Origin of the sequence: Clostridium sp. 10cd*, from assembly GCF_044336395.1 — a bacterium.
GTDB lineage: Bacteria > Bacillota_I > Bacilli_A > Erysipelotrichales > Erysipelotrichaceae > Clostridium_AQ > Clostridium_AQ innocuum.
On record NZ_CP172347.1, the window covers coordinates 34,189 to 59,371 of the forward strand.

Below are 25,183 nucleotides of genomic sequence, written 5' to 3' on the forward strand. Positions count from 1 at the left end.
ATTCATGAAATCATCACATAAGGGTATGGCATTCAAGTTATAATACAGATAGAGGTGATAACATGAGCAAACTGCTGGTTGTGGACGATGAGGAACGTATCAGAAGCATGATTCGTAAGTATGGTGAATTTGAGGGACATGAAATTGAGGAAGCAGTGGATGGAATGGATGCCATCGAAAAGTGTAAGCAGGCGGAATATGATCTAATCATTATGGATATCATGATGCCGAATCTGGACGGCTTTTCTGCGGTAAAGGAAATCCGTAAGGATGTGCAGACTCCTGTCATTATGCTCTCCGCAAGAGGAGAGGAATATGATAGAATCCACGGCTTTGAAATCGGTGTTGATGATTATGTGGTAAAACCGTTTTCTCCTAAGGAGCTGATGATGCGTGTCAGTGCCATATTAAAGCGATATCATGGTGATGTAAACACCAGAAAAAAGGATATCTATACCTATGAAGGCTTGAAAATCGATTTTACGGCACGCAAGGTCTTTATTGATGATAAAGAGGTGGAAATGTCGCCAAAGGAATATGTTCTATTATTTTATCTGGTACGCAATGAAGGAATCGCACTGACAAGAGAACAGCTGATTCATGATGTATGGGGGTATGATTTCTACGGGGATGACAGAACGCTGGATACGCATATCAAGCTGCTGAGAAAAAGTCTGCAGGATTACAGCCGCCTGATTATTACACTGCGCGGAGTAGGGTATCGTTTTGAAGCTGAAAAATAAACAGGTGGCAGGCGTCGACAGAAAAGAGCGAAAACCAATCAGCGTCAAGTGGAAGATTTTTGTCACACTGGTGTTCTTTATTGTCATTATCATTGCAGTACTATGGTTTTTTCAGGTATTTTTTCTGGAAAAATTTTATATGTTTATCAAATCCAATTCCGTAAAAAAGGCCGCGAGTGAAGTAAATGAAGTCATTACGCAGAAGCTGGATGGCTCACTGGATATGGAATCCTATAAAACAAAAATTTCAAACATTTCCCGCAATGGGGATTTCTGTGTCATCGTTTATGATGAGGATACGAGTAAGGATCCGATTATGGGCAATGAAAGCGATGGCAAATGTATGCTCAGCAAATCTGCCAGCTATGCTGCCCATGCAGATGTTATTGATGAACTGAAGGGGGAAGCCCTGTCACAGAAGGATGGAATAGCTTCCAGACTGATTGAGGATACTGCCAAGGTGGAGGTGCCCTTTGAATCCTTTCGTTTCTCTTTGACAAAGGAAGGTCTTATGATACCGCGTCCGGAGGCATTTCCATCACGGCTTACATCGGATATCAGAGACAACGGCAGGAATAAACAGAATATGAAAATTTCCAAGGGTGTGCAGAATATGACCTACATCAGTGTGGTCACAGGAAGCAATTCCCATATGAAAATCAGTGTGATCAATGCACAGCTGACACCGGTAAATGCTACGATTGAAACAATCAAGACACAGTTTATCATCATTGCGGCAATATTGACTGTAGTGGCGCTTATGCTGGCCTTTTATCTTTCAAGAAAGATTGCACGTCCCATCATCTCCATTAACAACGGAGCGAAAACGCTTGCGACCGGTCAGTATGATGTTGCCTTCAGCGGTAAGGGATATCTGGAAATTGAGGAGCTTAGCAATACGCTGAACTATGCTTCCAGAGAGCTGAGGAAGGTGGAGAATCTGCGGCGTGAGCTGATTGCGAATATGAGCCATGACCTGCGAACACCGCTGACAATGATCAGCGGATACGGGGAGGTTATGCGGGATATCCCCGGTGAGAACACACCGGAGAATGTACAGATTATCATAGATGAGACAAAACGTCTGACCAATCTGGTGAACGATATGCTGGATCTATCCAAGCTGCAGGCAGGTGTACAGGAGCTGCATGCGGTTTCCATGAATCTGACGGATGAGATCCGCAGCATCATCGAACGCTATGAAACTCTTTTAAAGCAGGATGAGTATGATATTCGCTTTGAATATAGAGAAGATGTCATAATTCAGGGAGATGTGATCAAGCTTGATCAGGTTATCTATAATCTGATTAACAATGCCATCAACTACAGCGGAGAGGATCATCAGGTCATCGTGAAGCAGCTTCTTGAACTGGGAAGGGTTCGTATCGAAATAATCGATCATGGTCCGGGTATTGAAAAGGATAAGCTTGCGTATATCTGGGAACGGTATTACAAGGTGGATAAGACGCATGTGCGCTCCCGGGTTGGCAGCGGTCTGGGTCTGAGCATTGTTAAAGCTGTTCTGGAGCTTCATAAGGCTGAATACGGCGTACTTAGTGAAGAAGGAGTAGGAAGTACCTTCTGGTTCTCTCTGCCTTACAGCAAAAGCCAAAACGAGGATGGATAGTGTCTGTATCAAGCTGAATCACTAGAAACTATGATAATAAACACAGCTGTTTTAAAACGATGTCAGGGAGGAGCAGCAGGTACAGACTCAAAACAAGGGGTGCTCGTTATAAAATACATACCATACATATTCATATAGAATAAAAATATCTGTGGATGACATTTCATGGATATTTTTTATTAATCATTACGTAAATGGAAGAAAAATATCAGGAAAAATGCTTACACTTTTTCATGTAAATAAAAAAAAGCATTTACAGTCCCACAAACACTGAAATTGAGGTATAATAAGTGTCAGAGCAAATAGAGATGAAGGTTCATCTACAACATAAACAATCTGAATACACGTAAATGCCGCGTGTATTTTCTATTGTCATTGTTCTAGGTTAAGGAGGATTCTATGATCACTAGCATTAAGAAAAGGGACGGACGTGAAATACATTTCTCTCCGGAAAAAATCACAAGAGCTATTTTCCTGGCAGCAAGCAGAGTAGCACAGGAGGAAGGCAGCAAAGCAGATTATGAAACAGCGGAAATACTGACGGAGAAAGTCGTAAATCTTCTGAATAATACATACCAGGGCACAACACCAACCGTGGAAAATGTGCAGGATGCAGTTATTAAGGTATTGATTGAAACCGGTCATGCGAGAACCAGTGAAGCATATATCCTGTATCGTGCAGAACGTACAAGAATCCGCAGCATGAAGACAAGGCTGATGAAATCCATTGAGGAAATTACGTTTGCGGACAGCAACGATGCGGATATCAAGCGTGAGAATGCCAATATTGACGGAAATACGGCAATGGGTACCATGCTGCAGTACGGAAGTGCTGTATCCAAGGAATTCTGTATGAGTCAGCTGATGAATCCGCAGCATGCGGCGCTTCATGAAAACGGAGATATCCATATTCATGATATGGATTTTATGAATATGGGGACGCTGACCTGCTGTCAGATTGATTTGGAAAAGCTGTTTAACGGCGGTTTTTCAACCGGTCACGGGCATCTGCGTGAACCGCAGGATATCACCAGCTATGCAGCTCTTGCGGCAATCGCAATCCAGAGTAACCAGAACGATCAGCATGGCGGTCAGAGTATACCTGCCTTTGATTTTTATCTGGCAAAGGGTGTCGCAAAAACCTTCCGCAAGGAATATATCAGTAATCTCAACAAAGCGCTGGAGCTGTTTATCAATCTGGATGCCGATGTGAGAGAACCGTTCAAGGCAGTGGAGAAGGAAACAGGAAAAACTGCAGCTATGATCATGGACGACAGCTTCCTGAACAGCCTGAATGCCATGCTGAAGGAAACCTTCGGTCTTGGTGAGGAACAAATCGAGCTGATCAATAAATTCGCTTATAAAGAAGCAAACGTTGCCACAAGAAGAAAAACCTATCAGGCAATGGAAGCCTTTGTACATAATCTGAACACCATGCATTCACGTGCCGGTGCACAGGTACCGTTTTCCAGTATAAACTTCGGTACGGATATGACACCGGAGGGTAGACTGATCAGTGAAAATCTGATGCTGGCACAGGAAGCAGGTTTAGGGAACGGAGAAACACCGATTTTCCCGATTCTGATTTTCAAGGTTAAGGAAGGCATTAACTATAATCCTGAGGATCCTAACTACGACCTGTTTAAGCTGGCAATGCGTGTATCCGCAAAACGTCTGTTTCCGAATTTCAGCTTTATGGATGCTCCGTTCAACAAACAGTATTACAAGGAAGGACATCCGGAAACAGAAACAACCTATATGGGATGCCGTACCCGCGTTATGGGAAATATCAACGGTCCGGAAATTGCGACAGGAAGAGGAAACAACTCCTTTACCTCCATCAACCTGCCGCGTCTTGGAATCAAGCACGGAGTTGCTGTAAATGGTGATTTCAATGAGGCTGCTTTCTTTAATGAGCTGGATGAAAAGATGGAAATCGTTATTCAGCAGCTGCTGGAGCGTCTGGAAATTCAGGGAAGAAAGAAAGTGAAAAACTTCCCATTCCTGATGGGACAGGGTGTCTGGATCGGCAGTGAGAATCTGAGCTGGGAGGATACGCTGGAGGAAATCATCAAGCAGGGAACGCTGACGATTGGTTTCATCGGTCTGGCGGAATGTTTAAAGGCGCTGATCGGAGAACATCACGGAGAAAGTGAAGAAGCGCAGAAGCTCGGTCTGAAAATCGTAGGGCATATGCGTGAAATGTGTGATGAAGCTACAGAGAAATACGGTCTGAACTTCTCTCTTATTGCAACTCCTGCAGAAGGTCTGTCTGGAAGATTTACACGGATTGATAAGAAAATCTACGGTATCATACCGGGTGTTACAGATCGGGATTACTATACAAATTCCTTCCATGTACCGGTATACTATCACATAACAGCATTTAAGAAGATTCAGAAGGAAGCTCCTTATCATGAATTCACAAACGGCGGACATATCTCCTATGTGGAAGTGGACGGAGATCCTACAAATAATCTGGAAGCATTTGAATCCATCGTTCGCTGTATGAAGGATGCGGGAATCGGTTACGGCAGCATCAACCATCCGGTAGACCGTGATCCATGCTGCGGCTACAGTGGTGTAATTGAAGGGCATGTCTGTCCAAAATGCGGAAGAGACGAGCGTGAGGAAGAATATAAGTTTGAGAAAATCCGCCGTATTACCGGTTATCTGGTAGGTACGGTAGACCGTTTCAATGATGCAAAGGCATCTGAAGAACGGGATCGTGTAAAGCATGGATAGCAAAACCATCCGACTGGCTTCCCCTATGCAGGAGGACAGCTTTGTAGATGGTCCCGGTGTTCGTATGGTTATCTGGACGCAGGGGTGCAGACATCACTGCCCAAACTGTCACAATCCGCAAACCTGGGATACGGAAGGCGGCACCCTGTATTCCGTTGAACAGCTGCAGCAGCAGATTCGTGATGCACAGCTGCAGAGCGGTCTGACACTTTCAGGCGGAGAGCCGTTTCTGCAGGTTGAGCCATTGCTGGAAATCGTAAGAACGGCAAAGGAAAAACAGCTGAACATCTGGGCTTACAGCGGGTTCACCTATGAAGAGCTTCTTGCGGATGAGCGTAAGAAAAGGCTGCTTGTGCAACTTGATGTGCTGGTTGACGGTAAGTTTGTGAATGAGCTGAAGGATTACCGTCTTGTCTTTAAGGGAAGCCGGAATCAGAGAATCATCGATGTACAGAAATCACTGCAAAGCGGCAGTGTCATCCTGTCAGAAAAGGATGAACAGAATCAGAAGCTGAAGGAAGAGGATATGATCAATGCATGACCATATCCTTTCTTTTATCTCTTTCTATAGCATAAGAGGAATAGCTGAATCATCGATTCTCTGTGAAACTGCAAACAGCGTCATATGAGCCAAAAGGAAGAGGGAATGCGGCTGTTCTTAATTACTGCATACCTTTTTCCAAAGGTGATGCTTTGTGCCCTTGTTATTATAATTTCATTCTATACAGAAAACTTTATAGATAATTATTTTGATGTGTGAACTATACAGGCACTGAAGCTGTACAGCAAGATTGCATATATGCTATGGAAGTTCTTCCATAAGATTTTAAGGAATAGATTGCATGACAGATAAGTGTGTTGATACGAATATAATGTAAAAGGCTGTTGTAAAAGGAAATATGGGGAATTCTACTATTGGTTGAGAAGCAGACAACGAGCAGTTGTGACATTCAACCAGCTCTATCTTCCTTTAGGAAGGAATCATTTCTATAATGAGGGTGTGAAGAAAGGTGGAACACTATATGAAAGCATTAGGAACCAAAATAAGTGAATTGAGAAAAGCAAGGGGTATGACACAGGATGAGCTTGCAGATAAAATGGGAGTTTCGCCGCAGGCTGTATCAAAATGGGAGAATGATCTTTCTATGCCGGATCTTCCAGTATTGATTGAGCTGTCAGACTTCTTCCATATTTCTCTGGATGATTTTCTAAAAGAAAAGGTGCAGACAGTCGAACTGCTTCCGGAAGATAAGCGAAAGGATATCGAACAGATGTTTTTGAGAGTGTATGTGGATTCAGAGAATGGAGACAGAGTACGTGTCAACCTGCCGCTGGCTCTGGTAAAAATGGCCAGAGATATGGGGCTGGACATCCCGCAGATGACAGACAATCCAATGATGCAGAAAATCGATCTGGGAATGATTATGCAGCTGATAGAGAGTGGTGTGATCGGGAAGCTTGTAGAAGTCGATTCTGCAAACGGAGATCATGTTGAAGTGATTGTCGAATAGCATGAAGATACGGATTCATGCACAGTCCTGCCGTCTAAATCTTCGCATTCCCGATAGCATGCTTTATAATATGCTCACCTGTACAGTGATTAGAAAGACAATACAGGAGAATACGGAAATAGCATGGACAATGGATAAGGAGACCACAAGAAAGATGATGCGGCTTCTAAAGCATTTCAGTAAGGAATACAGGGGATTAACCATCGTTGATGTAGAAACGGCTGATGGGGAAATTGTGCAGATAACATTATAAAAGGATCATGGCTATGATCTTTTTTCTGTTTACACCTGTGCTCCTGAACAAAGAAGAGAAGCATTTTGAAAAAAAGAAACAGGTGCCGTTGACCTGTTTCTAAGCTGCTTCCTATCTTTTACTGATTATGTAACATGCAAAGCTGTAGTTTTATCTTCAGCTAATGCTGCATTCTTCCAGCAGCTGCAGACAGCCGTCCGGATTGTCTGAATGAAGAAGCGCATTTGTAAATCCCAAATCCATCAGCTTTCTTGCCAGGTTGGAAAGGATTCTAAGATGCTCATTCCCGCTATTTTCCTTGCGTACAGCAATACCGAATACCATCTGAACCTGATCATCATCCCATTGAATCGGATTTTGTAGACGAAGAAAGACCAGAGATGTATGCCTGACGCCCAATGACAATGCATGCGGTATAGCGATGCTGGAGCCCATGGCTGTAGATATTTCGTCCTCTCTTGAATAAACATCGTCTATATATTGCTGCTTATCACACAGCCGCTGATTATTCTCCAGTGTATCCGCAATGCAGGAAATAATGTCATCCTTGGACTGCAGATTCATATCAAGGAGAATCAGATTCTCATTGATCAACTTCATGTCTTACTCCTGATCCGGTTCATTTCTGATAAAGAAATAAATCATACAGACAGCAACTGCTGTCCCTGCTGCAAACGATAACAGATATAATGGGATATTGCTGACAAGAAGCAATGTTTCCAGACCGCCAATCGGTGCAGATAGTGTAATTCCAAACATGGCTACCAAGGCTCCTGTTACTGCTGCTCCAACACATAAGGAAGGAAGAATTTTCTTAGGCCGGTCTGCTACAAAGGGAATGGCTCCTTCAACAAAGAAACTGAGTCCCATAATATATGCAGCAATTTTTGCCCCCCGTAAATTTTCGCTGAACTTTTTAGGAAACAGCGTACAGGCGACAGCACAGCTTGTAGCAATTACCATGGCACTGCAGCCGCAGGAAGCCATGACAACAGACGGTACGGTTCCTCCATCTGCTGCAGTCAGTGTTGCAACAGAGAACAGATATGCAGTTTTGTTGATGGGACCGCCAAGATCAAGTGCCAGCATACCGCCGATTACTGCCCCAAGCAGTGCAGCATTTGTACCGCTGAGACCGGACAGGAAATCTGTAAGCGCATTGCTGACAGGGGCAACGACAGAATTGATTGCCAGCATGGCAAGACTTGTTAATGCAAGACCCAGTATCGGGAATAACAGCAGTGTTTTGATTCCCTCCAGAGATCGAGGTATCCCGGCAGTCAACTTTTTCAGACCGAGAATGATATAACCCGCTGCGAAGCCGCCGATCACAGCGCCAAGAAAACTAGAGCCGCCGTTTGCTGCCAAAGCACCGGCTACCATACCGGTCAGCAATCCCGGCCGATCCGCTATGGAATAGGCAATATAAGCTCCCATAATCGGAAACATATACCCCATAGCCAGCCCGCCAATCTGATTCAGCCAGGAAACGAAAACATTGGATGAGCCGAAGGTCGCTGTGTTGGCATTCTGAAAATCAAACAGATAGGCACATGCCAGCATAATTCCACCACCTACAACAAATGGCAGGAAGTAAGAAACACCGGACATCAGATGATTATAGCTTTTTTTCCAATTCATAATTTTCTCCTCTTTCTCATTTAATATTCTTTTAGTGCATCATTCAGTTTTTCATATACGCTTTCTACTTTTCTAACGGCATCTGTTACAGAAACCTCCAGGAGCTTTTTCCCTCGAAAGCGCTCCATTTCCACACGGGTATCTGCCGCAATGATAACGTAGTCTGCTTCCTTAATATCTTCCTCACGTAATCGGTTCTCTACACCTCCGGAACCATTTGTTTCAATTTTTACCTGAAAGCCCAGTTTCTTACCCTGCCGCTCCAGATTCTCAGCGGCCATATACGTATGGGCAATTCCTGCCGGGCAGGCACATACTCCGATAATGCGTTTCATAAACAAGTCCTCCTTTATGTTCTTTCTATCTGTATCATTCTGAGCTCACCCTTACGCAGAGGCTCCAGCTCATTGGACAGCGGTTTGTGTATTGTATGATCCAGTGTCGTCAGTGTGTAAACAAGCGCTTCATCGCTATGTATTATGCCGCAGGATACCGGCTCTATTTCATTGTTATACAGACGAAGCAGCCAGTAATCTTTTTCCTTCACCAGTGATCCGAAGCAGCCCTGTAGCTCATCCATATTCAGAAAGCTCCAGGAATCCGGAAGTCTCTGTTCTGGTGGATTGGTAGGAAAATAGGATATCGGATGCACAGACTTATCAAAATGCTGTCCTTCAAAACAGAGTTGCGGGCAGGCATATTGAATGTAATCTTGGCAGATACGATTACTGTCATAGCTTTCATACCACGTTAAGGCCAGATCAAAGCTGTTTTCTTTCAGCATCTGACATTTCGGTGTTTGGAATATCATGTAGTCCAGACCGCTGGGCCTGCCCGGACGACGATGCAGATCCGGATAGCCCATAGCACCATAGGAACGAAACAATACTACAGCGATATCCTTGTTACCTTCGTCTATCAGCTCATATTCCTTACTGCTTTTCGTCATAACAGTCATGACTTCATCATCCTCTACCGATACATAATTCAATAACGGCCATGTTGGACTGGGCTCTTCAAACCAGCCATCCGCCTTCCAGGTCTTTAAAGCTGCCGGAGTGCTTTCGCGTTTGATGTAGCTGTATTGTGTCCCTGCAAGTGAATACGTATGCGGTGCCTGTCCGGTGAAAACCAGACGTACACGATGATCCGTTGCATGATTATCAATCGTTCCCGAAATACGGATATTATTCTTATCTATCAGCTCAAGCTTAATTTTATATCGCATACCGGAATTTCGTATTCTATCTTTTCTATTCTTCAGATTCTGAGGTATCTCCAAGGTACCTGTCAGGGTCATACAGCTGTAAGTCATATTCTGTACGCAGGAAACTTCTGCATGTTCAAAGTAATCTGTAAGAATCCAGTCATATTCTGGAGGAGAATAGTCAAAGCTGTCTCCCTCATCCCCGGACTCCTCCAGATAGATAGCGCTGCGATGCTCCCTATGACTCCTGTAATCAAAGATATGTACACCCTCTTCATCCTTGTGAATACGGAAACGGTTATTTTCAATATAAGGAACCTGCGCCAGTTCATAGCTGACAGATGGCTGATCAATATCCTGAATATACAATGTGCGATAGGAAAGCCCCTTCATATGATCAATCTGCAATATGATTTCTGTTTCATAGAAATAGCCCTTGGGATCTATATCACGGATATCTTTACGTAAAACACCACAGTTCTTTTTTACTGTCCCTGCACGCGTATACGGCAGCTCCTTTCCATCCAGAAGGATTCGGAAATCAGGTTTTCCAGTCTGTACAGTTGTATGCAGTGTCTGTGTTCTTGTATATGGCAGCGTATTGCATACCAGCAGAGGATATCCATCCTCCCTCTTCTGTACAGAAAGAGAAAGCAGCTTCATCAGAAATACCGTTTGAGAGGTTATCAGATTGTAAGCATTCTGTGTTTCCTGCTGAATATAGTCATTTGTTTCATCTGTCAGTGTCGCAGAGGAATGTGTCTGGCAGCGCAGCAGACGATTCCATATTTCATCGATCAGTCCGTGGTCATACGGGATACCCTGTGCATCCAGCATGGACATAAGAGGCTGAAGACCGTATGTGATCTTTCGCTCACAGGCATCCTGCAGTGCTTTGATATCTGCGCGTGCGGAGAAAATGGAACGGTGAACCCGATGATACTGCGTCGAGAACAGTTCATGCTCATGGCATTTTAAATTGTGACCATGCTCTCTTACACGATTGCAGAAGTCCTGCCATGTTGTTGATACAAATGCAATGTCTGTTTGCTGTGCGTTATACTCTGCTATTCGTTTTGGTATATCCAGCATTGCCGGATTTTGATCAAAGCCCAGCGGAAATACAAATTCGTGATCCAGTGTGGAATAGGACAGGAGCCGGTCAATCAGACTTTGTACACTGATTTTATTGTAGTCAAGAGCTGATTCATCAAATAATGTACCATTACGGAATGCATAGCATCCGTATCCATAGCCTGCAATCATTGTGCATACCAGCAGCTCACTGCCATCATTTGATTTCATGTAAAATTCGCTGCCAAGCTTATAATCATCTCCAACACCGCGTGTTATGACAAAATCCTTAATTCCAAACTGATGAAATATCTTGGGAAAATCCCAGGAATGTCCAAAGGAATCCGGCAGATATGCAACCCTGGAAACATATCCGAGATTTTCGGCAGACTGCATGCCGAGTCTCAGGTTGTTAATGACAGATTCACCATTGCAGATAAAGCAGTCAAGCTGTGAGTGAAAGGGTCCGATTACGAGCTTTTTTTCCGTTACGAGAGTTCGTATGTATGCTTCGTCCTCCGGGTGAAGCTTTCTGTACTCATCCATCGGCGCACTCTGTCCGTCGAAAAAGAAATCTGTAATTCTTCCGCTTCGAAAGCCTTCCAGCATCTCCTTCATATTATAGCACAGCTGAACAGTTGCATCCTGTGCTGTGAAATACCAGATCAGATCCCAATGTGTATGATGAATACAATGTGCTGTTTTCTTCATTGCTGTTCCTCCTTGCACCTCTACTATATCAACCGCTGTCTTCAACAATCAATAGAGCACGGCACTTCCTTTTTTCAACATCTACAGGTATTCCTGCAATTTTTTCCAGACAGCTGTATATAGAAATTATGATATAATTTCTATGGAAGAAAGCGGATATCAGATGCTGTTTATTTTAGGCATACAGCTCTCACCTTCGGTATGCGTTCCGAAAGAAAAGCAGAAATTAAATCTGTATCTTTTCCGCAGGATCGAGATAGATACCGTATGGAAGGCTCTTGGCATACTATAATGGGTGATAAAAACAAAAAGGACAGTGAACTGGAGGCTTATCATGAAAAAAACACAAAGGTGGATGGAACTTCTGAATATACTTGTAGAGGAACAGAATTTTCAGACTGTGGCAGAGCTTGCAGAACAGGTCGCAGTATCTTCGCGAACGATACACAGCGATTTGCAGGATACCAGTTTTCTACAGCTCCTTCATGGTGCCGAGCTGATAAAAAAACCGAACATCGGAATACGTCTTCACTGTACACAAAAACAGAGAGAGGCGATTTACCGGCAGCTTCAAAAAAATCGCTTTGAGACATCTGTCCCCTTGGAAAAGGGAAATGATTTACATACGGTTTTGCATATGCTTTTAACTTATAGGGATGCGATCCGTATGGAGGATCTTGCAGATGCATTATACCGTTCAAAGTCCTCACTGACCACTGTTCTGGAGGAAGCTGAGAGACTTGCTGAGAACTATGACTGCAGACTTCGAAAACGTTCAAACTATGGTCTGTCTCTGGAAGGACACGAAGAGGATATCCGAAATCTTTTTTACCGTTTTGTAGACACTCTTCCGATGCAGGGATATCAGCATAATGATCTGGATGTCCGTCTGCCGGATGCATTATATGAAAAAATGAAAATGGTATTTGATGTTCAGATGATTCGGATGATTATCCCGATTGTAAAATCATCGGAAATCAATCTGAATACTCATTATTGTGATTATGATTTCGGTATGCTGATTCTCAAATGCTGTATATTACTTACGCGCTGTCAGATTGACAGGTCAGTTCAAAAGCAGACAACCATCAGCACTGATCTTCAGGAATATTATGTAGCCACCATCATGAAGCTGAAAATGGAGCAGACATTTCATGTAAGCCTTCCCGAAGAGGAAATATATTATCTGGAACGGGTGATTCTTTCAACCCGCAAGCAGCAAAACCAGGAGCAGTTTCAGGAGCTGGACAGTGCCATGCTGGATAGATTCATTTATCTGGTATCGGAACGTCTGAATGTCGATCTGTCAGAAGATAAACAGCTCAAACAAAACCTTTGCAATCATATGAAACCGGCAATCCGGAGAATGAAGTATGGTATCTCAAGTGAGAATCCTCTGCTGGAAGCAATCAAAACGAAATACACGGAGGTCTATGTCGCAATCATGACAACGATTGATAAGATAGAGGAAAGGGAACACATCTATTTTGACGCCAATGAGCTTGGCTTTATCTGTCTGCATATCGTCGGAGCCTTAAACCGCTCCAGAAATATCCGTTCCATACGCTGTTTATTGATCTGTGACGCCGGAATCACCTTTGAATCCTATATTAAAAGCATGGTTGAAACATCCTTTCGTGAAATAGAAATTGTGAACATTATAGGCAGTGATGAAATGAAAAAAGAAACGGGGCACCAGCATGATCTTATACTGAATGCTACAACGAACCGTCTGCATGCTTCCAATATTATAAATATCGATCACTTGTTTACAGAAGCATCCTGTTCGCAGATTCGTCATTGGATTTTTGCAAGAGAAATCAAGCATACGCTGGAGCTTCGCACAAAGTTTGACAGCTATCTTTCTTATTTTCAGGACAGCTGTGAAAATCGCAGAAGTCTCATTCATAAATACTGCACATATCTGGAGGATAACGGATATGTTACAGAAGCGTTTGAGGCGTCGGTTTATGATCGTATTCAGTATTCCTCAACAGCAATCGGACGTGGTGTTGCAGTCCCTCACGGTACGAAAAAAGCAGTGAAGAATTCCGTTATTTTAATCATCAAACTGGATCATACAATCACATGGGATGATCAGCTTGTTGATCTTGTATTCTTTGCGGCCATCGGTGAGGATATCAGTACGGAATACAGTAAAATATTTCGCCGCATTGTACGGATCGTCTCTGATGATGAGCAGACGCACATGCTGAAAAGCTGTAACAGTCTTGAAGAAATCAGAAAATATCTGTTTGATACCGAACAAAAAGCATAAGCTTTTTATATTTGCTCTTGCAATCCTTTCAGCTGCGTGTAGGATTTATGGTGAGGTGGTTACTATGAAAGAATTAAAAAGCTATATACAATCCGTCAATACCTGCAGTGATTCGCTGATTCGTGAGGTGTGGAGTGATCAGGATGAATGCTCCATGATATTTCCAAAAGGGGAAGTGGAAGGACTGGACGCTATCCTTGCTTCCTTTTATCACGGAGCGATGGCTCAGTATGAAACGCGCGACCTTCAACAGGATGATGTTAAGATTCAGGAATTCTGTGATATTACAATTGTACGCTTTTACTGGACGCTGTATGCGACGATGAAGGACAGCGGGGAACATATCATGAACAAGGGAAGGGAAACACAGATTTACCGCAGCTATCCGCAGGGGAAAAAGCTGGTGCATGTGCATTATTCCAGACTGCCGTAAGGCATGGCGTTAACACCTGTGAACATTCGTATATATCGACATGATTGCTGAACAGCAGAACAAGAAAAAAGCACGATTTTTCACAACCGTGCTTTTTCTATTGTCTGGAATGTAGTGTTTCACGAGTCTGTTCATCAAAATCCAGACCTTCAAACTGCATATGATAATACTTGGCATAGGTGCCGCCCTTCGCAAGCAGTTCATTGTGTGTTCCTCTTTCTTCCATGCCGTTTTCAGAGATAACGATAATTTCATCTGCATTGCGTATGGTGGAAAGACGGTGCGCAATTGTGATACAGGTTCTGTTTTTTGCCAGCTCTTCCAGACTTTTCTGAATATGCCGTTCACTTTCATTATCCAGTGCACTTGTGGCCTCATCCAGAATCAATATTCTTGGATCCTTCAGGAAGACGCGGGCAATACTGATGCGCTGCTTCTGTCCTCCTGACAGTCGTGTACCACGCTCACCGACATAGGTATCATAGCCATCCGGCAGTCCCATAATGAAATCATGAATATTTGCCTTTTTGGCTGCTTCGATGATTTCCTCATCCGTGCATCCGGGTTTTCCATATGCAATGTTTTCTTTTACACTTCCGGTAAACAGATATACATCCTGCTGAACGATACCGATTGCCTTGCGAAGGCTTTCCAGTGTCAGCGTTCGAATATCCTGACCATCCACACGAACAGCTCCGTTCTTCACATCATAAAACCTTGGAAGCAGGGAACAGATTGTCGTTTTCCCTCCGCCGCTTGGTCCGACCAGAGCAATGGAACGGCCTGCTTCGATATGTATAGAAACATCATCCAAAACATGCTCTTCCTCATTATAAGAGAAGGTCACATGATCATAATCTATGACACCCTGAACATTCTTCAGCTCCTGTGCATCCGGTGCATCCTGAATATCCGGCTCTGTTTCGATGACTTCAAGGAATCGTTTAAACCCGGAATAGCCCTTTTGAAACATCTCTGTAAATTCAACGAGCACCTCAATCGGGGCAACAAAGATGTTGATATACAGGGCATAGGTCGCAAGAGAAATTGGATCGAGTGTTCCGTTGGCAATAAAATATCCACCCGCAACCAGAATCGTCAGGTACAGCATCCCCTGAAAGAAATTATTTCCTGCATGAAACAGTCCCATCCGGTAATAGTTATTCGTCTTAGATTGCAGAAACAGCTGATTGCTGTGAGAAAATTTATCACGCTCAATGTCTTCATTGGCGAAGGATTTGACAACACGGATACCGGCCAGAGAATCCTGCAGGCTTGCATTGACACCGGCAATCTTACGGCGGTTATCCATAAAGGTTGCCTGCATTTTCTTATTCTGAAGCATACTGAAAATCAGCATGACCAGCGTTACTGCATTCAGAATCAGGGTCAGCGGTACGTGGATGTACAGCAGCAACAGAAAGGAACCGATAATTTTCAATAGCGAGATAAATACATTTTCCGGTCCGTGATGCGCGAATTCTGAAATATCAAACAAATCAGAAACCAGCTTGCTCATCATTTCCCCGGTATTGTTACGGTCATAATAGGAGAAGGACAGGCGCTCAAACTGATCAAACAGATCCTGACGCATATCGCTCTCCATACGTGCTCCCATAATATGTCCCTGCGCTGTTACATAATACCGGCAGATTGCACGAACGACATACATTACAAGCAGTCCTGCCCCAAGCAGAAGCAGACTGTCCATAATCATATCCTTTGGTTGAATATAAAATGTAGTATTCAGATAGCTCAGAATCTGCGGAAATGCAAGATCAACCGCACTGATCACAAGTGCACAGAACATATCAAGAAAGAACACAGTCTTATATGGCTTATAATAGCTTATAAATTTCTTCATAACTTCCATTTAAAAATCCCTCCGTTTCGCATACTGCATTATTATACACGAATTAGAAGCGGCTTACAATTCATATCCACTGATTCCAAATCGTATAAAAACAGCTGTAAGCAAAAAAGGAGATATCTCCCTTCTGCATGCGGTCTGTGAAAACATACGCAGGCAATCATGCAGTTTAGATTTCTCATTCCGATACAATGGTAATTTGATTATCGTATTTTTTAAATCTGGCGGCAGACGTATCCTGTTCGATAAGAATGATATCGCCATTGGAATCCTTAACGATGTAGGCATCCTTCAAATGTCCGGATAGGAGCTTGAAAACCTGTTCATTAAGCTTTTTATATGTACCATGAGATACACGATCACCAGATAAATAATAAAGCTGATCCTCATCATCCAGACTGATATTCGTAAAGCTATGGGCACTGGTATAGGTTCCACGAATACCTTTTGCGAATCGATGCTCTTCCTTGCGTTCACTGACATAGGTGCCTATGGCATACAGCACAATAAAAAACAAGCAGGATACGAAGATGAAAGAGATTTTAATAATACGGTACTTTTTCTCTAAATTCATGATTTTCCTTTCTATGAATACCTGACTGCGATCTACAGCCTCTGAAAATATATTGTATACAGCTGTGTAATCATCAGTAATCATTTTAACCGTAATCATCATAGCATACCGTCTATAGGGATTAAACTCCATTTAAGCATTATTAAGATTGTTTCAGGCAAGTCTTTTTGCATAAAATGAGAGCTGCCATGCAATATAAAAAAATCTAAGTATTTACTTTGAAAATAATCAAAAACCCCTTATAATGAAAAAAAGGGTGATACGATGGGCATACGAATGTTAACAATCAACGTGAATGGGTATGACATACAGGCAAAATACAGGGAAGAGGATATCAAAACAGTATTTATGCCATTTCTTCAACATGTCATACAGCTGCAAAAGGAATCAGGAAAAAGACTCATAGTCTTTCTGGCGGCTCCTCCTGCAACAGGGAAATCCACACTTGCGATAGCACTCTGTCAGTTTGCCAGAGAATTGGGCTGTATGGATATGCAGTATGCCGGTATGGATGGATTTCATTATACGAATGCCTGGCTCGATAACCATTTTCAGGATGGAAAAAAACTAAAGGAACTAAAAGGTGCTCCGGAAACATTTGATGCAGAAGCAATGTATGCATTGATAAAGGAAACAAAAGGAAGCGATACCTGGTGGCCGGTATATGACCGTAATCTGCATGAGCCGCTGAAGCATAGGCTGCATATTACAGGCAGTATTCTTCTTGTGGAAGGTAATTATCTTCTGTTGGACGAGAAACCCTATCGCTCCCTTTCTGCACTATGCGACTATTGTGTGTTTATTCAAGCGGAGGAAAACCTGCTGCGTGACAGACTCATTGACAGAAAAAGCCGCGGCGGGCTAAGCAAGGAGCAGGCAGAGGTTTTTTATGAAAAAAGTGATCGCTGTAATGTACAGCGTGTCTTGCATAACCGTTTGAATAGTGATGAGGTGTGGAAGCTTTGTACAGATGGAGGGTATCGGCTCATTTCTCGCAGCTTCGACGAATCGTGGCAAACATTCTGTGAATGAGAAAGGCAGCGATACACATTGCCGTGATATAAAGGAGATTGCCTATCCATATGCCGGTACGCTTCATAATTTGAGAGAATACAGGCTGGGTAGTGATTTTGTAAGGACTGATATAAAACATATTGATATCCCCGTAGGAATGAAATAAAACATTGAGCAGTGTGGCAGCTCCTATGCAGATAAGTAAAATCGGAAGGGTTTTTATAAACCCTGAAAGAGAGGTATCACCGTGTCTTGAAAAGCCGATGAAACAGCCGACAAACAGAAGAAGAATGTGCCAGACAAAGGCATGCAGCGTCAAGGTGATATAAGGATGCATGAGGCCATCCGAACCAGCAGCGCCATAAGACCGCCAAGCAGATTGAAATCCATCAGGAAGGTTTCCAGAGGAATCAGCCATCTGCTTTTTTTCATAAAGGGAAGAATTGCACAAAGATACATAGGAAGACTGCATAGCTGAAAAGGGAAAATCCACCAGTCATAGGTTTTGTTATCCATAACATAAAAATGAAAGAGCTGCTTGTATAATTCGGAAAGCAGTAAAATAACTGCAATAGCAAACAATATACGGTGATAGCTGCGATCACTCACCCTGCGCAGCTTCCATGCCAGCGCAATAGACACAGGGATACCGACTAGCAGCATAACGATATGAAATAGTCCATAGGGCTTTGGCTCAGCCATTGTCCATGCCGTCGCATTCAGAAAATTCTCCATGCGATCACCTCCTGCCTATAGTATGGACACGATAGTATGAAACTGCAATAGAAAAAGTGTTTTCACTGGAAGCAGCATTGAATCAGGAGGTATTCCATACTGCTTAGCAATTTTCCTTCCTGTATGTTCCCCCTTGTGATACATAGGGATCGTTCCATGATTTCACTTGATAAACTGCATACCCGCTTTATGGTTCATGCAGACTTGAGAAACTCAAATCATAACAGCATACTGCGTCTATCAATTCTGTTATACATATGTCCGCTAGAAAGAAATAAAAGGGATGCTCCTTTCTGCCGTGAGTGTGCAGGCAGGCGCATCCTTGTTTTATGTACGTTGAAAGCTTGTAATCATAATGAAAACACATAAGACCAGAAAGAGGATCGATATCCAGTTACTGAAAAAGGTACGAACACGGGAACCTCTGTTATGAATTATATAATTCCGTATGATCAGTCTTTTCTGATAGAGAGTAAACATCGCATACAGCAGAAACAGCGCTTCCAGTATAAGAAAGACTGTAGAAATCTGGCCGTTGTCTGAAAGCAGTGAGACTTCCATGATTGCGAAAGCGTTATTCAGAAAATGAATCGCTATACCTGGCAGGATACTACCCGACGTTAAAACAACATAGCAAATCATCATACTGAGAGCAAAAACAGGGACACTCTGCGGAAGATTTCCATGCAGCAATGCAAACAGCAGACTTGTCACAAGAATAGCGAAGACATTTCCATATCTTTTCAGCGTTTGCAGTATCAATCCGCGAAAGAGAAGCTCTTCCATGATCGGCGCAATGATACAGGTGGAGAGTACAATGCTTAGATTGTAGGTGATATCCGGCTTCATGGAGAAATCCGGCGTTGTCATGACCCAGCCAAAATGGATGAGGATCTGATTTATCAGCTGTATAAGAATTCCAGCTGCTCCAGACAATCCCATAGCGATAATCGTATAGCGAAGGATGGAAAGAAAATTCCATTCCTTGCATAGAGAGTACGGTATTGTTACATGCAGCTTCTTTTTATATATTACAAGCGTTAAAATCGTTACAAAGCAGGTTGCTATCATACTGAAGATGTTTGTGATTGTTTCAAGCTCTGTTTGCGAAGCGCCTGACATGATGTATGCACTGCTTATGATTCCTAAGGTAAAGGCACAGGCAAATAATAAAATATAATAGAAAAGCAGAGAGCCGGCTATACGTTTACAGTCCTTTTTGCATAGCTGATCTTTATGTTCCTCTTCCAGATACGGCTCATGTTCCATTCGGATACCTCCTATCGGTCAAAGAGCTTACGTCTTGCAGTAGATTGAATAAACAGCTCCTTTAGCCCGTCCACATCATCCTGCTCCAGGGTTGCTTTCAGATGATTGACCTCCTGTATGAAATCATCAATTTCCCGAATCAGGTTCTCTTTATTCAGAAAGAATACCTCACTCCACAGATTCTCGTTGATTTTCGCAATTCTTGTCAGATCACGAAAGGAGTCACCGGTGTATTCTACCAGGTGGGTGTTGTCATTGGTGTTCATAAGAGAAACCGCAATAGCATGTGTCAGATGTGAAACAAAGCCGATCATTTCATCATGCTGTGCAACGGTCAGCTCGGAGATGTTACTGAATCCGAGTATTTCGGCAAACTGGCGCATGGTCGCAACTGCTTCCTTCGTATTGCTTTCTGTGGGCAGAATAATGAAGTTGGCAATATGGAAGATGGAATCGTCTGCGAATTTTACTCCGCTGACTTCCTTACCTGCCATTGGATGGGAGCTTATGAACTCCACATCCCTGCGAATGATTTTCTGAATGGGTTCTACAACACCTGTTTTCACGGAGCTTACATCTGTAATCAGAGCACCGGGCTTGAAATATTTCTGATAGGTGGTTATCCAGTCTACCGTCATATTTGGATATAGTCCGCTTATTATGATATCAGCTTCCTTTATATAGTCAATATCAAATGTTGAACCGCGATCGATGATGTTATGCTTGATTGCATAGTCAATGCTGAGCTGGTTGATTTCAATGGCATCAACATGATAGCCGTTTTTCTTTAAGCCCATGGCATAGCTGCCACCGATCAGACCTAATCCGACAATAAGAAATCGTGTATTCTCCTGTATCATAACAGCTCCACCTTTCCACCAATGGACTGTAAATCTTCAAAGAATGTAGGATAGCTTTTTTGAATTGCCTGAGCACCATCAATGATGCAGGAGGTGTTGCTGCAGGTCGCTGCGACACTGAGCGCCATAACGATACGATGATCATTATGGGAGGAAAGCTCGCTCGCACAGGTATAGGAGGAGTTGCCGGTAATAAAGATTTCATCCTCTGTGGAATGAATATCCACACCGAATTTGCGCAGCTCCTGTTCCATTGCTTCAATGCGGTCACTTTCCTTGATACGCAGTCTGCCTGCATTGTAGATATTGGTATTTCCCGGGGAATACATAGCAAGGACAGTTAGGATCGGTCCGAGATCCGGGCAGTCCGCAAGATCGATTCTACAGCCATGCAGGCTGCTTTTATAAATATGATAGCCGTTTTTTACCTCTTCAATGCGTACACCAAAGTCCTTCAGTATCGAGAGAATTTTTTTATCTCCCTGCCTGGAATCGTGATGAACACCGGTAATGGTAAGATCATGATTGCATGCGGCAAGAACAGCAAAGAAGGCAAGCTGTGAATAGTCTCCTTCGATCGTATAGTCACATGCTGTATACTGCTGATTGCCCGGAATATGAATGGTCAGATCATCTTCGAAGGAAGCTTGTATGCCATAGGTTTTCAGCATTTGCAGCGTGAGATCAACATAGCTTCTGGATTCAAAGGGCGGAAGGATGTGAATGGTGGAATCCTCCTGCAGGAGTGGCAGTGTGAACAGCAATCCGCTGATAAACTGTGAGCTGACATCACCCTGTAATGTAATATCACCGGATTTCAGACATTCACGGATCGTGATACCGGATGCATCCTGTCGGAAGGTGAGCCCCTGCGCGTGGAACAAATCCTCATAAACCTTCTGCGGGCGCTGCAGCAGTCTGCCCTGACCGGTGAAGGTGATTTCCTGATTGCAGAGAGAGAAAATCGGAATGAAGAAACGAAGAGTGGAGCCGGATTCACAGCAAAACACTTCTTTGTTCTTTATTGTAAAATCTTTGATTCCGGTAACAGTAACCTGATCTGCTTCCATGCGGATATCGGCACCAAGCTGCTGCATGCCGGCAATCGTGGTTTTGATATCCTGCGAATAGGCAACGTTTTTTATGACGCTGGTGCCGTTCGCCAGAGAGGCACAGATAATCGCACGATGTGCCATGCTTTTACTTGGCGGAATGACAACATGACCACTGCAGATGGATGGAGCTACATGGGCTTTCATTTACATCGCCCTCCCGATTACACCTGCGATAGCCTTTCCCTTGCGGATCAGCTCTTTAAAGTTATCCGGCTTGAGAGACTGTGCGCCATCACTCCATGCGCATTCCGGATGATCGTGTACCTCCACAATCAGTCCGTCGGCACCAGCTGCGATTGCTGCAAGCGAAGCTGCCTCCACCAGCTCCCAATCACCGGTCGCATGACTTGGATCAATGATAATCGGAAGATGTGTTTTTTTCTTGATAATAGGAACTACACTCAAATCGAGGGTATTTCGTGTATAAGGTTCAAAGGTGCGGATACCGCGCTCACACAGCATGACATTCGTATTTCCTTCAGAAAGAATATACTCTGCGGACATGATCCATTCTTCAATCGTATTGGCCAGTCCACGTTTCAGCAGTACCGGCTTGTTTGTTTTTCCAACAGCCTTTAAAAGGTCAAAATTCTGCATATTTCTGGCACCGATCTGAATGACATCGACATGCTCTACAAATTCATCCAGCTTATCGGCACTCATCAGCTCAGTAACAACAGGAAGACCGGTTTGCTTTCTTGCCTGTGCAAGCGCGAGAATTCCTTCTGTTCCCATACCCTGAAATGCATACGGACTTGTTCTTGGCTTGTAGGCTCCCCCACGAAGCATCACTCCTCCTGCATCCTTTACCTCATGAGCGATATGACAAATCATATCTTTCCCTTCAACAGAGCAGGGACCGCCAATGACAACGATTTTTTCCTTTCCGCCGATGTGAATGCCGTTTACCTCTACTATCGTATCCTCCGGATGAAACATCCGGCTTGCCTTCTTATACGGGGATGATACGCGGACAACACTTTCCACATGCTTGTTCGCCTCAATGCGCTTCGGGTCAACCTGTGATGTATCTCCAACAACGCCGAAGACATTGAGGTTTTCACCAATACTCTCATGAATCTGAAGCCCCTTATCCTTCAGCTGCTTCATGACATGCTCAATATCTGCTTTTGTTGCACTTTTCTTCATTGTGATAATCATATCTGCTTCCTCCTCTTATATATGTTACTGTGCCGGTGTTTTTTTTATTTCATTGTCAGGGTTGCTGATCGCTCCATCAGCTGATCCAGAATGCCAATGGCAAGCACACTGTCCACGACGATTCTTGCCCGATGAATAATTGCCGGATCATGACGCCCCTGAATCTGAAGCTTCACTGCTTCGTGAGTCTTTAAATCCACCGTATTCTGTTCCTTATATATAGACGCTGTCGGCTTGATAACCGTACGGATGCGAATCGGCATTCCATTGGAAATCCCGCCGTTGATTCCACCATTGTTATTTGTAGCGGTATGAAATCCCTTGTCATAGGTGATCGGATCATTGGCTTCACTTCCATACACATCCGAAAAACCAAAGCCCAGACCGAATTCAATTCCCTTTACCGCTGGAACACTGAATAACAGATGACTCAGTGTGCTTTCCAGCGAATCGAAGAACGGTTCTCCCAGACCTGCCGGAACGTTCAGAATACAGCTCTCCAGAATACCGCCCACACTGTCGCCTTCATTTGCCGCTTCCTCTATCATCGCTTTCATATCTGCAGCTGCTGTATCATCCAGTACCGCAAAATCCATTGTATTGACACGTTCCACCTGTTTCTGTAATTCCTCTATATTCTCAGAAAACGGAATATCCTCTATGGTTCTGCTTTTCTGAATATGGCTTCCTATCAGAATTCCCTTTTCCTTCAGTACCTGCATAGCGATTGCACCTGCCGCTACCAGCGGTGCAGTGATTCTGCCGCTGAAATGACCGCCACCGCGATAGTCCTGCCAGCCCATATACTTTTCATTGGCAGTATAGTCTGCATGAGAAGGGCGCAGCCGATATTTCGTCTTTTCGTAATCATGACTTCTTGTGTTTGTATTTTCAATGAGAATCGTCAACGGTGTACCGGTTGTATGACCATTGAAATAGCCACTGACGATATGCAGCTCATCTGCCTCTTTTCGCTGTGTGGATATTCTGCCCTTTGCTTTTCGCTTTTCCATGACGGAGGCTATAAAATCCATATCCAGTTTAATTCCCGGCGCAAGACCGTCAATCACGCAGCCGATGGCTTCCCCATGGCTTTCTCCAAAAATTGTCACAGAATAATTATGTCCGAATGTATTTTTCATGCTTGTGTTCCTTTCAATATAGTACGTACTTCATCAAGCGGGGTTTCTATCAGTTCCGCTGTTCCTGCCTTTGGAACATGAACGATCGTTACATGATCACCGTCCGCTTTCTTATCTCTGCATAAAAGCTGATATACCGCTTCCGGGTCAAAGTCCACATGTGTGGGGATACCCAGACGCTCATACACGCTGATAACACGCTGCTTCAGCTGTTCATCCTCGATAAAATACAGCATTCCCAAAGCAACACATTCCCCGTGCAGATACTCACTCAGGTGATAATAGCTTTCAATGGCATGTCCGATGGTATGACCGAAGTTCAGAATCTTGCGCAGTCCCTGTTCCCGTTCATCCTGCTCGACAACACTCTTTTTCACATACAAAGCTTTTTCAATAATCGTATCCAGATCTTTTTCAATATCTCCATGCTCAAACAATGCAAACAGGGAGGCATCATAGATCAGTCCGGCTTTCAGTGCTTCCATCAGGCCGTTGATATAGTGCCTTCTGGGAAGCGTATGCAATGTTTCCGGATCGATAAAGACCATTTTTGGCTGATAGAAGGCACCGACGATATTTTTAACCTCATCCAGATTGATAGCAACCTTTCCACCGATACTGGAGTCTATCTGTGAAAGTGTGGTTGTCGGTATCTGTATGAAGTCGATTCCCCGCATATAGGAGGCTGCCACATAACCTGCCAGATCACCGACGACTCCTCCTCCAAGAGCGACTACACAATCCTTTCTGGAAAACTTGTGTGCCAGCAGATCCTCATTGATTTCCTTGAAGACGGCAAGGTCCTTGGAATCCTCCCCCTGTTCTATGACATGCACATACCCTTTCTTACATTGTTCCCGTACGATATTTGCATAGGCCTCCGGTACGCCGCTGTCTGTAACAATCATCACCTTGCGGTTTAAATCAATATAGTCATTTAAACGATACAGTATCCCGTGTTCCATCAGGATGTCATATCCGTTCTCCTTTAAATCAACGTGTAATTTCATAACAATATCCTCCCTTTTATGAAAAAAAAGCATCCTGTGTGTATCGCAGATGCTTTTGTGTGCTCGTTATAAAGTGAAAATAACCATGACTTCTTCAATGGCTTTATAACGGACTATTCAAAGTAATAAAAGTATGCTTTCTGTATCATGGTCAAATCACTCCAATTACCAATATGATAATATACTTTATGCATAATTACAAGAAAAAAA

Annotated in this window: 22 protein-coding genes; 9 read left to right on the forward strand and 13 right to left on the reverse strand. The window is 43.5% G+C overall.

Annotation, left to right across the window (positions count from 1 at the left end; translation table 11 throughout):
• Positions 1-62 precede the first annotated feature (62 nt).
• The 6 genes from ACG3M1_RS00165 (at position 63) to ACG3M1_RS00190 (ending at position 6,879) form a co-directional block, all read left to right on the forward strand.
• Complete coding sequence (locus ACG3M1_RS00165) at positions 63-743, forward strand: response regulator transcription factor (protein ID WP_008816019.1); 681 nt, start codon at positions 63-65, stop codon at positions 741-743.
• Complete coding sequence (locus tag ACG3M1_RS00170) at positions 727-2,370, forward strand: sensor histidine kinase (protein ID WP_008816018.1); 1,644 nt, start codon at positions 727-729, stop codon at positions 2,368-2,370. Before ACG3M1_RS00165 ends, ACG3M1_RS00170 begins: the two co-directional genes overlap by 17 nt.
• Positions 2,371-2,769: 399 nt before the next feature.
• Positions 2,770-5,115, forward strand: coding sequence for an anaerobic ribonucleoside triphosphate reductase (locus ACG3M1_RS00175; RefSeq protein ID WP_008816017.1), 2,346 nt, complete (start codon positions 2,770-2,772; stop codon positions 5,113-5,115).
• Complete coding sequence (nrdG, locus tag ACG3M1_RS00180) at positions 5,108-5,656, forward strand: anaerobic ribonucleoside-triphosphate reductase activating protein (RefSeq protein ID WP_008816016.1); 549 nt, start codon at positions 5,108-5,110, stop codon at positions 5,654-5,656. Before ACG3M1_RS00175 ends, nrdG begins: the two co-directional genes overlap by 8 nt.
• 481 nt (positions 5,657-6,137) lie before the next feature.
• Positions 6,138-6,626 carry a helix-turn-helix domain-containing protein gene (locus ACG3M1_RS00185; protein ID WP_002606719.1) on the forward strand — a complete coding sequence of 163 codons (489 nt, stop codon included), beginning with the start codon at positions 6,138-6,140 and terminating at the stop codon, positions 6,624-6,626.
• Positions 6,627-6,696: 70 nt separating this feature from the next.
• Positions 6,697-6,879 (forward strand): hypothetical protein, encoded by a 183-nt coding sequence (locus tag ACG3M1_RS00190; protein ID WP_227761513.1) that lies wholly within the window; start codon positions 6,697-6,699, stop codon positions 6,877-6,879.
• A gap of 156 nt (positions 6,880-7,035) precedes the next feature.
• Here ACG3M1_RS00190 and ACG3M1_RS00195 read toward each other — a convergent pair whose 3' ends face one another.
• Genes ACG3M1_RS00195 through ACG3M1_RS00210 form a run of 4 tightly spaced genes read right to left on the reverse strand, consistent with a single transcriptional unit; the run spans position 7,036 to position 11,512 of the window.
• On the reverse strand, positions 7,036-7,479 hold the full coding sequence (locus tag ACG3M1_RS00195) for a PTS sugar transporter subunit IIA (RefSeq protein WP_002606721.1): 444 nt from the start codon (positions 7,477-7,479) through the stop codon (positions 7,036-7,038).
• Between the two features lie 3 nt (positions 7,480-7,482).
• Positions 7,483-8,520, reverse strand: coding sequence for a PTS fructose transporter subunit IIC (locus ACG3M1_RS00200; protein WP_008816012.1), 1,038 nt, complete (start codon positions 8,518-8,520; stop codon positions 7,483-7,485).
• A 20-nt stretch (positions 8,521-8,540) separates the two neighbouring features.
• A complete protein-coding gene (locus ACG3M1_RS00205; RefSeq protein ID WP_002606723.1) occupies positions 8,541-8,855 on the reverse strand; it encodes a PTS fructose transporter subunit IIB in 315 nt (104 codons plus the stop codon).
• Between the two features lie 14 nt (positions 8,856-8,869).
• Positions 8,870-11,512 carry a PTS fructose transporter subunit IIA gene (locus ACG3M1_RS00210; protein WP_395814668.1) on the reverse strand — a complete coding sequence of 881 codons (2,643 nt, stop codon included), beginning with the start codon at positions 11,510-11,512 and terminating at the stop codon, positions 8,870-8,872.
• Between the two features lie 334 nt (positions 11,513-11,846).
• Here ACG3M1_RS00210 and ACG3M1_RS00215 point away from each other — a divergent pair, with 334 nt between their 5' ends.
• On the forward strand, positions 11,847-13,790 hold the full coding sequence (locus tag ACG3M1_RS00215) for a BglG family transcription antiterminator (protein WP_008816008.1): 1,944 nt from the start codon (positions 11,847-11,849) through the stop codon (positions 13,788-13,790).
• Between the two features lie 64 nt (positions 13,791-13,854).
• Positions 13,855-14,223, forward strand: a complete 369-nt coding sequence (locus ACG3M1_RS00220; RefSeq protein WP_008816007.1) for a nuclear transport factor 2 family protein — start codon at positions 13,855-13,857, stop codon at positions 14,221-14,223.
• Positions 14,224-14,320: 97 nt separating this feature from the next.
• Here the strand turns inward: ACG3M1_RS00220 and ACG3M1_RS00225 are convergent, their stop codons facing one another.
• The gene (locus tag ACG3M1_RS00225; RefSeq protein WP_022300455.1) at positions 14,321-16,096 is read right to left on the reverse strand and encodes an ABC transporter ATP-binding protein; all 1,776 of its coding nucleotides are present in this window, start codon (positions 16,094-16,096) and stop codon (positions 14,321-14,323) included.
• Between the two features lie 175 nt (positions 16,097-16,271).
• A complete protein-coding gene (locus ACG3M1_RS00230) occupies positions 16,272-16,667 on the reverse strand; it encodes a hypothetical protein (RefSeq protein ID WP_395814670.1) in 396 nt (131 codons plus the stop codon).
• 264 nt (positions 16,668-16,931) lie between these two features.
• On the opposite strand from ACG3M1_RS00230, the gene ACG3M1_RS00235 reads away from it, so the two are divergent.
• Positions 16,932-17,699, forward strand: a complete 768-nt coding sequence (locus ACG3M1_RS00235; RefSeq protein ID WP_008818048.1) for a nucleoside/nucleotide kinase family protein — start codon at positions 16,932-16,934, stop codon at positions 17,697-17,699.
• A 297-nt stretch (positions 17,700-17,996) separates the two neighbouring features.
• Here ACG3M1_RS00235 and ACG3M1_RS00240 read toward each other — a convergent pair whose 3' ends face one another.
• The 7 genes from ACG3M1_RS00240 to aroB form a co-directional block, all read right to left on the reverse strand.
• A complete protein-coding gene (locus ACG3M1_RS00240; RefSeq protein WP_022300452.1) occupies positions 17,997-18,416 on the reverse strand; it encodes a YwaF family protein in 420 nt (139 codons plus the stop codon).
• Between the two features lie 327 nt (positions 18,417-18,743).
• Positions 18,744-19,685: a CPBP family intramembrane glutamic endopeptidase gene (locus tag ACG3M1_RS00245; protein ID WP_022300451.1), complete on the reverse strand. Its 942-nt coding sequence runs from the start codon at positions 19,683-19,685 to the stop codon at positions 18,744-18,746.
• Between the two features lie 11 nt (positions 19,686-19,696).
• Positions 19,697-20,545 (reverse strand): prephenate dehydrogenase, encoded by an 849-nt coding sequence (locus tag ACG3M1_RS00250; protein ID WP_008818051.1) that lies wholly within the window; start codon positions 20,543-20,545, stop codon positions 19,697-19,699.
• The gene (gene aroA / locus ACG3M1_RS00255) at positions 20,542-21,804 is read right to left on the reverse strand and encodes a 3-phosphoshikimate 1-carboxyvinyltransferase (RefSeq protein WP_008818052.1); all 1,263 of its coding nucleotides are present in this window, start codon (positions 21,802-21,804) and stop codon (positions 20,542-20,544) included. Before aroA ends, ACG3M1_RS00250 begins: the two co-directional genes overlap by 4 nt.
• A complete protein-coding gene (aroF, locus tag ACG3M1_RS00260; RefSeq protein WP_009588963.1) occupies positions 21,805-22,821 on the reverse strand; it encodes a 3-deoxy-7-phosphoheptulonate synthase in 1,017 nt (338 codons plus the stop codon).
• 44 nt (positions 22,822-22,865) lie between these two features.
• Positions 22,866-23,963, reverse strand: coding sequence for a chorismate synthase (aroC, locus tag ACG3M1_RS00265; RefSeq protein ID WP_009270099.1), 1,098 nt, complete (start codon positions 23,961-23,963; stop codon positions 22,866-22,868).
• Positions 23,960-24,973: a 3-dehydroquinate synthase gene (gene aroB / locus ACG3M1_RS00270; protein WP_002606736.1), complete on the reverse strand. Its 1,014-nt coding sequence runs from the start codon at positions 24,971-24,973 to the stop codon at positions 23,960-23,962. The genes aroC and aroB overlap by 4 nt, the downstream gene beginning before the upstream one ends.
• Positions 24,974-25,183 lie beyond the last annotated feature (210 nt).

What these genes read in the sequence shown, in the direction of transcription:
- ACG3M1_RS00165 (WP_008816019.1), top strand. Translation starts at nt 63, where the DNA reads ATGAGCAAACTGCTGGTTGTGGACGATGAGGAACGTATCAGAAGCATG.
- ACG3M1_RS00185 (WP_002606719.1), top strand. Translation starts at nt 6,138, where the DNA reads ATGAAAGCATTAGGAACCAAAATAAGTGAATTGAGAAAAGCAAGGGGT.
- aroA (WP_008818052.1), bottom strand. Translation starts at nt 21,804, where the DNA reads ATGAAAGCCCATGTAGCTCCATCCATCTGCAGTGGTCATGTTGTCATT.
- ACG3M1_RS00240 (WP_022300452.1), bottom strand. Translation starts at nt 18,416, where the DNA reads ATGGAGAATTTTCTGAATGCGACGGCATGGACAATGGCTGAGCCAAAG.
- aroC (WP_009270099.1), bottom strand. Translation starts at nt 23,963, where the DNA reads ATGAAAAATACATTCGGACATAATTATTCTGTGACAATTTTTGGAGAA.
- ACG3M1_RS00250 (WP_008818051.1), bottom strand. Translation starts at nt 20,545, where the DNA reads ATGATACAGGAGAATACACGATTTCTTATTGTCGGATTAGGTCTGATC.
- ACG3M1_RS00215 (WP_008816008.1), top strand. Translation starts at nt 11,847, where the DNA reads ATGAAAAAAACACAAAGGTGGATGGAACTTCTGAATATACTTGTAGAG.
- ACG3M1_RS00235 (WP_008818048.1), top strand. Translation starts at nt 16,932, where the DNA reads ATGGGCATACGAATGTTAACAATCAACGTGAATGGGTATGACATACAG.
- aroF (WP_009588963.1), bottom strand. Translation starts at nt 22,821, where the DNA reads ATGATTATCACAATGAAGAAAAGTGCAACAAAAGCAGATATTGAGCAT.
- nrdG (WP_008816016.1), top strand. Translation starts at nt 5,108, where the DNA reads ATGGATAGCAAAACCATCCGACTGGCTTCCCCTATGCAGGAGGACAGC.
- aroB (WP_002606736.1), bottom strand. Translation starts at nt 24,973, where the DNA reads ATGAAATTACACGTTGATTTAAAGGAGAACGGATATGACATCCTGATG.
- ACG3M1_RS00175 (WP_008816017.1), top strand. Translation starts at nt 2,770, where the DNA reads ATGATCACTAGCATTAAGAAAAGGGACGGACGTGAAATACATTTCTCT.
- ACG3M1_RS00195 (WP_002606721.1), bottom strand. Translation starts at nt 7,479, where the DNA reads ATGAAGTTGATCAATGAGAATCTGATTCTCCTTGATATGAATCTGCAG.
- ACG3M1_RS00200 (WP_008816012.1), bottom strand. Translation starts at nt 8,520, where the DNA reads ATGAATTGGAAAAAAAGCTATAATCATCTGATGTCCGGTGTTTCTTAC.
- ACG3M1_RS00245 (WP_022300451.1), bottom strand. Translation starts at nt 19,685, where the DNA reads ATGGAACATGAGCCGTATCTGGAAGAGGAACATAAAGATCAGCTATGC.
- ACG3M1_RS00225 (WP_022300455.1), bottom strand. Translation starts at nt 16,096, where the DNA reads ATGGAAGTTATGAAGAAATTTATAAGCTATTATAAGCCATATAAGACT.
- ACG3M1_RS00220 (WP_008816007.1), top strand. Translation starts at nt 13,855, where the DNA reads ATGAAAGAATTAAAAAGCTATATACAATCCGTCAATACCTGCAGTGAT.
- ACG3M1_RS00230 (WP_395814670.1), bottom strand. Translation starts at nt 16,667, where the DNA reads ATGAATTTAGAGAAAAAGTACCGTATTATTAAAATCTCTTTCATCTTC.
- ACG3M1_RS00190 (WP_227761513.1), top strand. Translation starts at nt 6,697, where the DNA reads ATGCTCACCTGTACAGTGATTAGAAAGACAATACAGGAGAATACGGAA.
- ACG3M1_RS00205 (WP_002606723.1), bottom strand. Translation starts at nt 8,855, where the DNA reads ATGAAACGCATTATCGGAGTATGTGCCTGCCCGGCAGGAATTGCCCAT.
- ACG3M1_RS00210 (WP_395814668.1), bottom strand. Translation starts at nt 11,512, where the DNA reads ATGAAGAAAACAGCACATTGTATTCATCATACACATTGGGATCTGATC.